Annotated in this window: 15 protein-coding genes; 4 read left to right on the forward strand and 11 right to left on the reverse strand. The window is 74.2% G+C overall.

Annotation, left to right across the window (positions count from 1 at the left end; translation table 11 throughout):
- Positions 1-154: 154 nt before the first annotated feature.
- The 4 genes from ACILRH_RS16170 to ACILRH_RS16185 all read right to left on the reverse strand — a co-directional run bounded on the left by ACILRH_RS16170 (position 155) and on the right by ACILRH_RS16185 (position 3,466).
- Positions 155-682 (reverse strand): NifU family protein, encoded by a 528-nt coding sequence (locus ACILRH_RS16170; protein ID WP_395694974.1) that lies wholly within the window; start codon positions 680-682, stop codon positions 155-157.
- Positions 679-2,637, reverse strand: coding sequence for a ferrous iron transporter B (locus ACILRH_RS16175; protein ID WP_395694976.1), 1,959 nt, complete (start codon positions 2,635-2,637; stop codon positions 679-681). Before ACILRH_RS16175 ends, ACILRH_RS16170 begins: the two co-directional genes overlap by 4 nt.
- Positions 2,638-2,658: 21 nt before the next feature.
- Entirely contained in the window at positions 2,659-2,904 is a 246-nt protein-coding gene (locus tag ACILRH_RS16180; RefSeq protein ID WP_395694977.1) for a ferrous iron transport protein A, read from the reverse strand.
- A 256-nt stretch (positions 2,905-3,160) separates the two neighbouring features.
- On the reverse strand, positions 3,161-3,466 hold the full coding sequence (locus tag ACILRH_RS16185; protein ID WP_395694979.1) for an antibiotic biosynthesis monooxygenase family protein: 306 nt from the start codon (positions 3,464-3,466) through the stop codon (positions 3,161-3,163).
- A 27-nt stretch (positions 3,467-3,493) separates the two neighbouring features.
- Here ACILRH_RS16185 and ACILRH_RS16190 point away from each other — a divergent pair, with 27 nt between their 5' ends.
- The 4 genes from ACILRH_RS16190 (at position 3,494) to ACILRH_RS16205 (ending at position 7,299) form a co-directional block, all read left to right on the forward strand.
- A complete protein-coding gene (locus tag ACILRH_RS16190; RefSeq protein WP_395694981.1) occupies positions 3,494-4,627 on the forward strand; it encodes a Nif3-like dinuclear metal center hexameric protein in 1,134 nt (377 codons plus the stop codon).
- A 127-nt stretch (positions 4,628-4,754) separates the two neighbouring features.
- Positions 4,755-5,381, forward strand: coding sequence for a zinc ribbon domain-containing protein (locus ACILRH_RS16195; RefSeq protein WP_395694983.1), 627 nt, complete (start codon positions 4,755-4,757; stop codon positions 5,379-5,381).
- Positions 5,378-6,535, forward strand: a complete 1,158-nt coding sequence (locus ACILRH_RS16200) for a bifunctional RNase H/acid phosphatase (RefSeq protein WP_395694985.1) — start codon at positions 5,378-5,380, stop codon at positions 6,533-6,535. Before ACILRH_RS16195 ends, ACILRH_RS16200 begins: the two co-directional genes overlap by 4 nt.
- Positions 6,536-6,687: 152 nt before the next feature.
- A complete protein-coding gene (locus ACILRH_RS16205) occupies positions 6,688-7,299 on the forward strand; it encodes a hypothetical protein (protein ID WP_395694987.1) in 612 nt (203 codons plus the stop codon).
- A gap of 3 nt (positions 7,300-7,302) precedes the next feature.
- On the opposite strand, the gene ACILRH_RS16210 is transcribed toward ACILRH_RS16205, so the two are convergent.
- Genes ACILRH_RS16210 through ACILRH_RS16240 form a run of 7 tightly spaced genes read right to left on the reverse strand, consistent with a single transcriptional unit; the run spans position 7,303 to position 12,928 of the window.
- Entirely contained in the window at positions 7,303-8,694 is a 1,392-nt protein-coding gene (locus ACILRH_RS16210) for an NAD-dependent malic enzyme (RefSeq protein ID WP_395694989.1), read from the reverse strand.
- Between the two features lie 49 nt (positions 8,695-8,743).
- Complete coding sequence (locus ACILRH_RS16215) at positions 8,744-9,496, reverse strand: DUF6390 family protein (RefSeq protein WP_395694991.1); 753 nt, start codon at positions 9,494-9,496, stop codon at positions 8,744-8,746.
- Entirely contained in the window at positions 9,477-10,655 is a 1,179-nt protein-coding gene (gene hypD, locus ACILRH_RS16220) for a hydrogenase formation protein HypD (RefSeq protein ID WP_395694993.1), read from the reverse strand. The genes ACILRH_RS16215 and hypD overlap by 20 nt, the downstream gene beginning before the upstream one ends.
- Positions 10,656-10,666: 11 nt before the next feature.
- Positions 10,667-10,936: a HypC/HybG/HupF family hydrogenase formation chaperone gene (locus ACILRH_RS16225; protein ID WP_395694994.1), complete on the reverse strand. Its 270-nt coding sequence runs from the start codon at positions 10,934-10,936 to the stop codon at positions 10,667-10,669.
- Positions 10,937-10,956: 20 nt separating this feature from the next.
- Positions 10,957-12,051, reverse strand: a complete 1,095-nt coding sequence (gene hypE, locus ACILRH_RS16230) for a hydrogenase expression/formation protein HypE (RefSeq protein WP_395694996.1) — start codon at positions 12,049-12,051, stop codon at positions 10,957-10,959.
- Complete coding sequence (locus tag ACILRH_RS16235; RefSeq protein ID WP_395694997.1) at positions 12,048-12,686, reverse strand: hypothetical protein; 639 nt, start codon at positions 12,684-12,686, stop codon at positions 12,048-12,050. Before ACILRH_RS16235 ends, hypE begins: the two co-directional genes overlap by 4 nt.
- The gene (locus tag ACILRH_RS16240) at positions 12,683-12,928 is read right to left on the reverse strand and encodes a HypC/HybG/HupF family hydrogenase formation chaperone (RefSeq protein ID WP_395694999.1); all 246 of its coding nucleotides are present in this window, start codon (positions 12,926-12,928) and stop codon (positions 12,683-12,685) included. The genes ACILRH_RS16235 and ACILRH_RS16240 overlap by 4 nt, the downstream gene beginning before the upstream one ends.
- Position 12,929: the final 1 nt, after the last annotated feature.

Genomic DNA, 12,929 nt, shown 5'->3' on the forward strand with positions numbered 1-12,929 from the left:
GGGGGCCGTCATGCGGGGTGGTCGCTCGGGCAGCCGGTTCGGATGACGTCCGGGGGCGCGTCATGCGGGGTGGTCGCTCGGGCAGCCGGTTCGGATGACGTGCGGGGGCCGTCATGCGGGGTGGTCGCTCGGGCAGCCGGTTCGGATGACTCCGTCAGCGCTCGACGACGGAGACGAGGCCCGGGCAGACCTCCCGCAGCCGCTGCTCGAGGTGGTGGCGCAGGGTGAGGGTGGACGCCGGGCAACCGTGGCAGGCGCCACGCAGGCGTACGGCGACGACGCCGTCGCGCGCACCGACGACCTCGATCGCGCCGCCGTGCGAGCGCACGTAGTCACCGACCTCCCCGGCGAGCAGCTCCCGGGCGACCGAGGCCAGGCTGAGGTCGGCGGCGGACGGGTCCGCGGCCCGGGTCTCCCACTGCGCCGGCACCGTCAGCGCAGCCGCCACCGCCCGGCGGACCACCGGGCCGATCCGGCGCCAGTCGACGGGTGCGGCGGCCCGGGTGAGCACGCCGTCGGCCTGCACCCGCACCTCGGTCAGGGTGCCGTCGGCCAGGAGCGAGCCGAGGTCGTCGGGCACCCGGACCGCCTCGCCGGCGGCCGGCAGAGGGGTGTCGGGGGCGACCCAGCGGACCTCGGCGGGGTCGGCGCCCGGCTCGGCGTGCAGCGCCACGCCCGTCACGTCACCGCTCCCACCACGGTGTGGGCGAGCAGCGCCATGCTCCAGGCGATCGCGAAGTAGATGCCGAACACGGACAGCGGCCAACGCCAGGTGCCGGTCTCGCGGCGCAGCACCGCCAGGGTGGACAGGCACTGCAGTGCGTAGACGAAGAACACCAGCAAGGCGGCGAGCGTCGGCGCCGTGAACACCGGCTGGCCCTCGTCGGGACCGCTCTCGTAGGTCGTCGCCTCCAGGGCGGCTTGCGGGTCGGTCGGGTCCTCCGCGGCGGTGATCTGGCCGAGGGTGGCCACGAAGGTCTCGCGGGCGGCCAGCGACGAGATCACCGCGACGTTGACCTTCCAGTCGAAGCCGAGCGGCTCGAAGACCGGCCCCACGGCGCGGCCGAGGTCCGCGGCCACGCTGTGCTGCATGGTGTAGGTGGTGACCGCCGCGCTGTCCGACGGGTCGACACCTGCGGCCCGCAGCTCGGCGTCGGAGTGGGTGGGCAGGTTGAGCAGCGCCCACATCACCACGGTCGCGAAGAGGATGATGGTGCCCGCCTTGCGCAGGAAGCCCTTGACCGGCATCCACACCGCGAACGCCATCGAGCGCATCGTGGGCAGCCGGTAGGGCGGCATCTCGAGCGTGAACGGCAGGACGGCGTGCCGACCGCGGCCGAGCAGGGTCGACACGCGGGCGGCGAGCATCATCGAGACGGCGCCGAGCACGTACAGGCCGAACATCACCAGGCCGCGGCCGCCGACGCCGAGCCACCGGGTGTCGGCGGGGACCAGCATCGACACCAGCAGCACGTAGACCGGCAGGCGCGCGGAGCAGGTGACGAGCGGCAGCGTCAGCATCGTCGAGAGGCGCTCGCGGGCCGACGGCATGGTGCGGGTCGCCATGATCCCCGGGATCGCGCAGGCGAACGACGACAGCAGCGCGACGAACGCGCGGCCCTCCAGGCCGACCGAGGCCATCACCCGGTCCATGAGGAAGGCGGCGCGGGAGAGGTAGCCCAGCTGCTCCATCGCTGCGATCAGCACGAACAGCAGCGCGATCTGGGGGACGAAGACGAGCACGCTGCCGACGCCGCCGAGCAGTCCGTCGGACACCAGGCGCGCCAGCGCCGAGTCGCCGGCGACGGAGGTGAACGCCGACGACAGGGCGGAGATCGCGCCGGCGATCGCGTCCTGCAGGGGAGCGGCCAGCGCGAAGATGGTCTCGAAGAAGGCGAGCATGACCGCGAAGAACACGACCACGCCGGCCACCGGGTGCAGCAGCACCCGGTCGACCCGGGTGGTCAGCACGCTCTCGCCGGCCGAGCGGTACGACGCGGCGGCGAGCACCGAGCGCGCCCACGCGGTGCACTCCTCGGGGTCGGTCGGCGGGGCCACCACCGGTGCGGGCCAGGAGTCCCACGAGGTGAGCAGCTCGGCCAGGTCGCCGGCCCCCGAGCGGCGCCTCCCGTCGGCGACGACCACGGGGACGCCGACCGCGCGGGCCAGGCGGGGGACGTCGAGATGTCCGCCGCGGGCCACGAGCTCGTCGTACATCGAGAGTGCGAGCACCGTGGGCAGGCCGAGCTCCACCACGCGGGAGAGCAGCCGCAGCGACGAGGTCAGCGTGGTGGCGTCCGCCACCACGACCACCGCCTCCGGGGCGGCCAGGCCCTCGAGCCGGCCGTTGAGCAGGTCGACCGTGATCTGCTCGTCGAGGCTGATCGGCTCCAGGCTGTAGGTGCCCGGGAGGTCCTCGACCTCGACGGTGCGGCCGTCGGCGAGCGCGCAGGTGCCCGCCGCCCGGCCCACGGTCACCCCGGGGTAGTTGCCGGTCTTGGCGCGCAGCCCGGTCAGCGCGTTGAAGATCGTCGACTTGCCCGCGTTGGGCGCGCCGACTAGGGCGACGACCGGCGGCCGGGGGCCGGCGTCGGCCAGCGGACGTCCACCGCCGTCGGGGGCGCAGTGCGAGCTCATCGGCTGTCTCTCACGCCCGGTTCAGGCCAGGCGCACGGTGACGTGCTGGGCCTGCGCGGCGCGCAGGCACAGCGAGGTGCCACCGAAGCGGTAGAGCGTGGGGTCGCGCAGCGGCGCCTTGCGCACCACCGTGACCGCGGTGCCGGGCGTGAGCCCCAGGTCGGCGAGCCGGCGGGCGACGTACGGCTCCGCGGTGTCGGCGATGCCGACGACCGTCGCGGTGCTGCCGGCCGGCAGCTCGACCAGCCGGTGGGCTCCACCGTCCACGCGTCCCCCCTTCTCGTCCGACGCCGGACCAAGGCAAGCCTCACTTTAGTCGAGGCCGGTGACGCGACGCCAAGGGTCGAAGGTCCCGCAGGGTCCCGACCGGTCCCGGGACCTCGGCCCGGGCGGACCGGTCAGGCTCAACCTGTCGTTGTCAGGGGTTGCAACCCCCGACAACGACAGGTTGAGCCTGACAACCCCGGATGAATCCCCGGTCAGCCGGGGATTCATCCAGCCGTCCAGCCCAACCGAGCGCGCCTCAGGCCGGCTTGACGTCCAGCACGACCTCGAACTCGAGCAGGTCGGCGCCGGTGGAGACCGGCCGGGCCCGCTCGCCGGCGTGGGCGGCGACGGCGTCGCCGTCGCGCCAGGCGGCGAAGGACTCCTCGTCGGCCCAGTGGGTCACCACGAAGTAGCGGTCGTCGCCGCGCACGGGGCGCAGCAGCTGGAAGCCGAGGAACCCCGGGGCCCCGTCGACGGCGTGCGCCCGCTGGGAGAACCGCTTCTCGAGCTCCTCGTGGGCCTGGGGCGGGACCGAGATGGCGTTGATCTTCACGACGGACATGCCGTCGAGATTAGTAGCCTGACCGCCATGCCCGCCCTCGAGGACGTCGTCGACCTGCTGCACGGCTGGTACCCCCCGGCCACCGCGGACTCCTGGGACGCCGTCGGCCTGGTCCTCGGCGACCCGGGGGCGCCGGTCCGCAAGGTGTTGCTGGCGGTCGATCCCGTGCAGGTGGTGGCGGACGAGGCGGCAGCCTGGGGTGCGGACCTGCTGGTCGTCCACCACCCGCTGTTCCTCAAGGCCGTGCACGGGGTGCCCGCGACCACACCGAAGGGCCGCACCCTCGCGACGCTCGCGGGGTCCGGGTGCGCGCTGCTGACCGCCCACACGAACGCCGACCAGGCGGTCGGCGGGGTCTCCGAGGCGCTCGCGACCGCGGTCGGCCTGACGGACGCCCGGCCGCTCGTGCCGGCCCCGTCCGCGCCGACGGACAAGCTCACGACGTACGTGCCGGTCGCCGACGCGGATGCGGTGCGGGCCGCGCTCGCCGGCGCCGGCGCCGGCCGGATCGGCGACTACGAGCAGGCGTCGTTCTCCACCGGCGGGCAGGGCCGGTTCCGCCCGCTGGACGGGGCGAACCCGGCCGTCGGCCGGGTGGGTGACCTCGAGGTGGTCGAGGAGGAGCGGATCGAGGTGGTGCTGCCCCGGGCCCGCCGGGCCGCGGTGGTGCGGGCGCTCCTCGCGGCGCACCCCTACGAGGAGCCGGCCTTCGACCTCGTCGAGCTCGCCGACCCGCAGACGGCCGTCACCGGCACCGGACGCATCGGGACGGTGCCCGAGACCACCCTGGCGGGGTTCGCGGCGGCCGTCGCCGCGGTGCTGCCCTCGACCGCCCAGGGGGTGCGGGTGGCGGGCGACCCCGACCGCGTCGTACGCCGGGTGGCGGTGTGCGGGGGAGCAGGCGACTTCCTGCTGGACACCGTCGCGCGCACCGATGCCGACGTCTACCTGACCAGCGACCTGCGCCACCACCCGGCGTCGGAGTTCGTCGAGCGTGCCGCCCCGGCCCTGGTCGACGTGGCGCACTGGGCCGCCGAGTGGACCTGGCTGCCGGTCCTGGAGGAGAGACTCCGCGCGGCGCTCGGCCGCCTGCCGGGGGGCGATACGGTGGAGACGCGCGTCAGCACGCTGCGCACCGATCCGTGGACGTTCACTGCCTGAGGAGATCCCGCTGAAAGCCGACCCCGACGCCCAGCTCCGACTCCTGGACCTGCAGGGGCTCGACGCCCGGGCCGACCAGCTGCGCCACCAGCGGGCCACCCTGCCCGAGCTCGCCGAGATCTCCGCGTTGGAGGCCAAGCGCGTCGACGTGGGCAACCTGGTCCGCGACGCGCAGATCGCCGTGGACGACCTCGTCGCGGAGCAGGAGAAGGTCGACGCCGACGTCGAGGCGGTCAAGGCGCGGCGCACCCGCGACCGCACCCGGATGGACCAGGGCCTGATCAGCAACCCCAAGGACCTCGAGCGCATGCAGCACGAGCTGGAGTCGCTGGAGCGGCGCATCGCCAGCCTCGAGGACGACGAGATCGAGGTCATGGAGCGCCTGGAGGAGGCGCAGGCCGAGCTGACGAAGCTGCAGGGCATGGTCGCCGAGGCCGAGGAGCAGCTGGCCGGCCTGACCGCCACGCGCGACGAGAAGCTGGCGGCCCTCGACGAGGACCTCGGCACGGTGGCAGCCGGTCGCGGCCCGGTGGTCGAGGGTCTGCCGGCCGACCTGCTGGCGCTCTACGACCGGCTGCGCGAGCAGAAGGGTGGCGTCGGCGCCGCCGAGCTGCGCGCCCGGGAGTGCGGCGGCTGCCGCTTGACCCTGGACCAGGCCGAGCTCAACCGGATCCGCGGGCTGGCCCCCGACGAGGTGGTGCGCTGCGAGGAGTGCCAGCGGATCCTGGTGCGGACCCCCGAGTCCGGGCTGTGACCCGCCGGGTCCTCATCGAGGCGGACGGGGGCTCGCGCGGCAACCCGGGCCCTGCGGCGTACGGCGCCGTGCTCAAGGACGCCGACACCGGTGAGGTGATCGCCGAGGACGGCAGCACGATCGGCGTCGCGACCAACAACGTCGCCGAGTACTCCGGCCTGATCGCCGGGCTGCGGCTGGCCGAGGCCTACGCGCCCGAGGCCGACATCGAGGTCCGGATGGACTCCAAGCTCGTGGTCGAGCAGATGTCGGGACGCTGGAAGATCAAGCACCCCGACATGCGGCCGCTCGCGGCCGAGGCGACCCGGCTGGCGCCGTTCGGCACGACGTACACGTGGGTGCCGCGCGAGCGCAACAAGCACGCCGACCGGCTGGCCAACGAGGCGCTGGACGGCAAGCGCGACGGCGTGACCGTGGTCGCCGACGAGTCCCTCGTCGAGGAGGTCGAGTCACCGGCGCCGGCGCCGGCGCCCGCCCCGACCCGGGGGTGGGGTCCGCCCGGTACGCCGACGACCGTGGTCCTCGTGCGGCACGGCGTCACACCGCACACCGTGGAGAAGCGCTTCTCCGGAGGGCTCGCCAGCGCCAACCCGGGGCTCAGCGACGACGGCCGGGCGCAGGTGCGGGCAGTCGCGGACTGGCTCGCCCCGATCGCCGAGCGGGTCGACGCGGTGGTCGCGTCCCCCGTGCGCCGCACCCTGGAGTCGGCCGAGATCCTGGCCGCTCGGCTCGGTCACGACGTCGTGGAGGAGCCGGGGTTCGCCGAGATGGAGTTCGGCACCTGGGACGGCAAGACCTTCGCCGAGGTCGGCGAGCAGCACCCCGACGAGCTCGAGGCGTGGCTGGGCTCGCTCGACGTCGCCCCCGGAGGCGGTGAGTCCTTCCGCGCCGTCGAGGCGCGGGTGCTCGCCGGCCTCGACCGGCTGCTGGCCGCCCACGCCGGCCGCACCGTGGTCGTGGTCAGCCACGTGACGCCGATCAAGACCCTGGTCGCACACGCCGTCGGCGCCCCGCTGGACGCGGTCTTCCGGATGGAGCTGTCGCCCGCCTCGGTCACCGTCCTGTCGTGGTACGGCGACCGCGCCTCGATGCGGCTCTACAACGCCCTCCCTCCGGGCAGCGACGTCTTCGGGGCCGACCCGACGAAGTGGTGAGGCCGGGCGAGCGCCAGAGTGTCGTTTCACCACGGTATGCAGGTGAACCCGCACTTCCCACGGCGGGCATGCCATGGGAAGTGCGGGTTCACCTGCATACCGTGGTGAACCTGCGACCGCACCCGCCAGGACGCCCCGGCTAAGGTCACCGCGTGCCCGGACGTCAGCCCATCCACGTGGTGAGCACGGCGGCCACGGAGGCCGAGGTGACGCGGCTCCGGGACGGGCTCGGCCGCGACCCGGCCGTCCTCGTGGCGCCGACGGCCGAGGCCGCGCGCGTGGTGCGGGCACTCGGCGGACGGCCGAGGCCGGAGCCGCTGCTCGCGCCGGTGCGGTTCCCCGACGTCGACCGCGGGCACCGGCTCGACGAGCTGGTGCGGAGGGTCGCCCTGGAGGACCGGTTCCGCGACGTCGTGGTGGTCACCGACCCCGCGAGCGCGACGCTCCTGCTGCGGGTGCTCGCACCCGACCAGCTCGCCACCGGCGGCGCGGTGACGCTGGTCGGGCTGCCCCGGGGCGACCGGCCGGTCGCCGTACGGCGCGGGGTGGTGACGGGTGCGGTGCTGGGCGTCGCGGCGTACCTGGTCGACGCGGCCGCACCGCTCTTCGCGCTGCCGGTGGCCGCGGCGCTGGTCGGGCTCGTCCTCCTGCTCGTCCCCGCCGGGCGGCACCTCGGCCGCGAGCTGCTGCTCGCCGCGGCGGTCGCCATGGTCGTCGTGCTCGCGATCGTCGCCGGGTCGGCGCGGTTCCCCGACGGCTGGTGAGGCTCAGCCCTCGGCGCCCCGGATCGCGGCGGCGACGGCCTGGGGGACGTCGGGGTGGAAGACGGTGGGGATGATGAAGTTCGGGTTCAGCTCGTCGTCCTTGACGACCAGCGCGATCGCCTCGGCGGCCCGCAGCAGCATCTCGGTGGTCACCTCGCGGGCCCGGGCGTCGAGCAGGCCCCGGAAGACGCCGGGGAAGGCCAGCACGTTGTTGATCTGGTTGGGGTAGTCCGACCGGCCGGAGGCGACGACCGCGGCGTACCTGTCGGCCTCCGCGGGGTCGACCTCGGGGTCGGGGTTCGCCAGCGCGAAGACGACCGCGTCGGATGCCATGTCCTGGATCCAGAGCGGGTCGAGCACCCCGGGGGCGCTCACGCCGATGAAGACGTCGGCGCCGGCCAGGACGGTGTGCAGGTCGCCGCGCGCCCGGCGGGGGTTGGTGGCCGCGGCCAGCTGGCGGTGGGCCGGGGAGAGGGAGTCGTCGTCGGCGGAGAGGGCGCCCGCGCGGTCGACGACCACGACGTCGGTGACGCCCGCGGCGAGCAGGAGCGTCACGATCGCGGTGCCGGCCGCGCCGCCGCCGGAGACCACGACCCGCACCGTCGTCAGCTCCTTGCCGACGACGCGGAGCGCGTTGGTGAGCGCGGCGAGGACGACGATCGCGGTGCCGTGCTGGTCGTCGTGGAAGACCGGGATGTCGAGGGTCTCGCGCAGCCGGCGCTCGATCTCGAAGCACCGCGGCGCGGCGATGTCCTCGAGGTTGATGCCGCCGAACCCGGGGGCGATCATCTCGACCGCCTTGACGATCTCGTCGGTGTCCTGCGAGGCCAGGCAGATCGGCCACGCGTCGATCCCGGCGAAGCGCTTGAACAGCGCGGCCTTGCCCTCCATCACCGGCAGCGCCGCGCCGGGCCCGATGTTGCCGAGCCCCAGCACCGCGGAGCCGTCGGTGACCACCGCGACGGAGTTGCCCTTGACCGTCAGCCGCGGGATGTCCTCGGGGCCGTCGGCGAGCGCCTGGCTGACCCGGCCGACCCCGGGTGTGTAGGCCAGCGACAGGTCGTCACGGGTGCGCAGCGGGACCTTCGAGCTGACCTCGATCTTGCCGCCGATGTGCAGCAGGAAGGTGCGGTCGCTGACGCGGTGCACCGTCACCCCGTCCAACGCCGCGACCACGTCGCTCAGGTCGCCGGCGTGGTCCGCGTCGCTGGCCGAGCAGGTGACGTCGACGACCAGGCGCTCGTGGCTGGACTCCGCCACGTCGATCGCGGTGACCACCCCGCCGGCCTGGGAGATCGCGGTGGCGACGTGGCCGACCACGCCGTGGTCGGGCGCCGTGTGCAGGCGCATGGTGATCGAGTACGACGACATGGTGGCGGGCACGCGGTCCACCATCGCGCCGGCGGCGGGTTACTGCCAAGTCGGACGCGTGACCGGCGACCGCTCAGGCCGAGGCGCGGCGCAGCCGGGGGTTGGTCAACCGCAGCTGGGTCTCGGTGCCCGCACGCAGCGCCGCGGCGTCCGCGGCGGTGAGCCGGTCGCACGCGAAGCCCCAGTGCAGCGCGACCAGGTCACCGCGCGCCGGCGTGCCCGCGAGGAAGTCGCCGTCGTCGGTGCGGTAGCCCACGGACTCCTCCGCCACCGGGGCGAGTCCGAGCTCGCGGCCGTCCCAGGTGAGGGTGTCGGTGCGCACGAGCAGCTCGTCACCGCGGACCTCGACCACCTCGGCCGGCCGGATCCGGCAGGAGTCCAGGACGTGCAGCGGCTCGGGGAGCCCGGTCGGGAGCAGCCGGCTCCAGGGGTAGACCCCCAACACGTGGAAGGTGTGCGTGGGGGTGAGCTCGGCCAGCAGGTCCGTGGTCAGGTGGTCCCAGTAGTGGCCGGCCTGCGACCCGAACCGCTCGAGCAGCAGCTCGCCGAGCCGGTCCCGGTCGACCTCGTCGGTGACCTCGTTGCCGGTCCAGTAGGCCCGGCCGACCACCTCCGAGAGCGGGTCCGCGCCGGCGAGCTCGCCGATCAGCTCCTGGTAGGGCCAGGCGCCGGAGAACTGCCGGGCCAGCCGGCGTACGTCGACGTCCTCGCCGCCCCCGCACGCGACCTGCTGCAGCGCCCTCGCCGCGGCCGGCCCGCAGTAGCCTAGGGCGTTGGGGGCGTGGGCGTAGCGGGCGAAGAGCCGCTCACCCGGGCTGACCGGCACGCTGCTGACCACCCTGCAGACCACCCGACAGTCCACCCGGCTGACCGACGAGGACGGCCGTCTCCCGGTGCAGCCGACCGAAGTTGTAGTACGCCGCGCAGGCGCCCTCGCTGGACACCATGCACGTGCCGATCGGCGTCTCCGGGGTGCACGCGGTGCCGAAGACCTTGCACTCCCACGGCTTGATCGCGCCACGCAGCACGTCGCCGCACTGGCAGGCCTTGGGGTCCGCGACCCGCACGCCGGGCATCTCGAACCGCTCCTCGGCGTCCCACTGCGCGAAGTCGCGGTGCACCTTGAGCGCGCTGCCCTCGATCCAGCCCAGGCCGCGCCACTCGAAGGTCGGCCGCGGCTCCATCGTCTCGGCCAGCAGCGCGAGCGCCTGCGGGTTGCCCTCGGGGCGGACGACGCGGCTGTACTGGTTCTCGACCTCGCAGCGCCCCTCGTGGCGCTGGAGGAGCAGCATGTGCACGGACTGCAGGATGTCCAGCGGCTCGAAGCCGGCCACCACCATCGGCTTGCCGTACTCGTCGGCGACGAAGCCGTAGAGCTCGGTGCCGACGACCGTGGAGACGTGCCCGGGCCCGAGGAAGCCGTCCAGGCTGAGGTCGGGGGAGTTCAGGATCGCCCGGATCGGCGGCACGATCGTGACGTGGTTGGCGAACACCGAGAAGTTCTCGACGCCGAGCTGGCGGGCCCGCACCAGCGTCACCGCGGTGGAGGGCGCGGTGGTCTCGAAGCCGACCGCGAAGAAGACGACGTGCCGGTCGGGGTTCTCCACGGCGACCTTGAGGGCGTCCAGCGGGGAGTAGACGAACCGGACGTCGGCGCCGCGGGCCTTGGCCTGCAGCAGGCTCCCGTTCGAGCCGGGCACCCGCATCATGTCGCCGAAGGTCGTGAAGATCACGCCCGGCTGCTCGGCGAGGTGGATCGCGTCGTCGACCCGGCCCATCGGGATCACGCAGACCGGGCAGCCCGGGCCGTGCACCAGCTCGACGCTCTCGGGCAGGACGTGCTCGAGCCCGTGCCGGTAGATGGTGTGGGTGTGCCCTCCGCACACCTCCATGAACTTCACGTGGTCGTCCCCGGCCAGCTCGGTGATGCGGCCGACCAGGGCGCGCGCGGCAGCCGGGTCGCGGAACTCGTCGACGAACCTCATCGCAGGCCTCCTCACACCGAGCTCGAGCGGAACTGCTCGAGCTCGTCGTCGTAGTCGCGCCCCATCCGGCGCAGCTGGTCCAGGGTCATCGCGGCCTCGGCCTCGTCGATCCTCGCCATCGCGAAGCCGACGTGGACGAGGACCCAGTCGCCCTCGGCGAGGCCCTGGTCGGCCAGCAGCCGGACGCTGATCGTGCGCTGCACGCCGGACACGTCGACCTTGGCGAGGTAGTTCTCGGCGTCGACGGTCTCGACGACCTGTCCGGGGATCCCCAGGCACATGGTGGTCTCCGTTCTCCTGCTCAGCAGATCCGCGGCAGCGGGTCGCCGACGAGCATGTCGACGATCCGGCTGCCGCCGAAGGGGGTGCGGACGGCGACGATCCCAGCCGGCTCGGCCACGACCTCCGCGACGACGGCGGCGTCACCGCCCAGCTCGTGGGCGTGCAGCGCGGCGAGGGCGGCGTCGACCTCGGCGGCGGGTACGACGGCGACGAAGCAGCCCTCGTTGGCGACGTACATCGGGTCGATGCCGAGCAGGTCGCAGGCGCCGGTCACGACGGGCCGGACCGGGAGCGCGTCCTCCTCGAGGACGATCCCGACGCCGGCCGACCGGGCCAGCTCGTTGCAGACGGTCGCCAGGCCGCCACGGGTGGCGTCGCGCATCCACCGGGTGCCGGGCGCGGCCGCCAGCAGGTCGGCAGCGATGCCGTTGAGCGCGGCGGTGTCCGACGAGATGTCGGCCTCGATCGCCAGGTCGCCGCGGGCCACCATCACCGCCATGCCGTGGTCGCCCAGGAAGCCGGACACCAGGACCCGGTCGCCGGGCTGCACGAGAGCGGCGTCGAGCCGGCGTCCGGCCGGGACCACGCCGATGCCGGCGGTGTTGACGAAGAGGCCGTCGGCAGCGCCCTTGGGCACGACCTTGGTGTCACCGGTGACGATCGTGACGCCGGCGCGGGCGGCCGCCTCGGACATGTCGGCGACGATCTCGCGGAGCAGCGAGATGTCCAGCCCCTCCTCGATGACGAAGCCCGCGGAGAGCCAGCGCGGCTCGGCGCCGCACATGGTCAGGTCGTTGATGGTGCCGTGCACCGCGAGGTGGCCGATGGAGCCGCCGGGGAAGCGCAGCGGTTGCACGACGTAGGAGTCGGTGGAGAAGGCGAGCCGGTCGCCGGCCGGGGTGTCGAGCACCGCGCCGTCACCGAGCTGCTCGAGCTCGGGGTTGCGGAACGCCTCGAGGAACACCGCGTCCATCAGCGCCGCCGACGACTTGCCGCCCGCGCCGTGCGCCAGCGTGACGACCTCGTCGAGCAGCCGGGGCCGGCGCTGGCGGAAGCTCTCGATCCTGCTGAGGACTTCCGACTCGCGAGGCGCCTCGCGCGGGGTGGTGGTCATGGGGTTCCTCCCGAGGTGGGGACGACGGTGAGCGCGGAGCCGGCGTGCACGAGGAGGAGGTCGCCGGGCCGGACCTCGCCGACCAGCGTCACGTCGACGTCCTCCACGCCGGCGGCGGTGCGCACCCGGGCCGGGTGCAGCAGGTCGGTGGGGGTGGCGACGACCTCGCCGAGCCGGCCCTCGTCGCTGCAGGTGACGCAGTGCCCGTCGACCGGGACGCAGACCTCCACGGGCACCGCCAGGTGCTCGGGCCGCCGCAGGTGGGCGTGGGCCCGCTCGTCCAGCATCGCGAGGACGGCTTCCGGGTCGTCGGACCAGAGCACGTCGTCGGCGGTGCCGCCCGCCGGGCGGGGACCGCTGCCGACCCAGGTGGCACGCACGCCCCAGGCGGGGGCACGCCGGGCCAGGTCGGCGGCGACCGGGTCGTCGGCGGGGGCGCGCAGCAGCACGGCGTCGCCGGCGTCGCTCCCCGCTCGTACGGCGGCCACCGGGTCCTCCCCGTCCACCGACCGCCCGGCCGGCCAGGTGGTGCCCACGGCCCACACCGTCCCACCCGCGTGCAGCACCCGGGCGAGCGCGAGCGCCGCGCCGTCGACGTCCTCGACCAGGTCGGCGTCGCCCGCGACGGCCGTCACGCCGGCTCCTCGGCGAGCAGTCCGACCTCGCGCATCAGCGCGACGGTCCTCGCTGCCTCCTCGGCGTCCAGGCGGGTGAGCGCGAACCCCGCGTGCACGATGACGTGGTCGCCGACCTGGAGGTCGGGCAGGTAGTTGAGCCGGATGACCCGCTCCTCACCGGCGAAGTCGGCACGCGCCAGCAGGGCGCCGTCGTCGGCCTGCCAGCGCTCCACGATCCGTCCGGGGACTCCGAGGCACATG

It is taken from the genome of Nocardioides sp., assembly GCF_044226765.1.
Lineage (GTDB): Bacteria > Actinomycetota > Actinomycetes > Propionibacteriales > Nocardioidaceae > Nocardioides.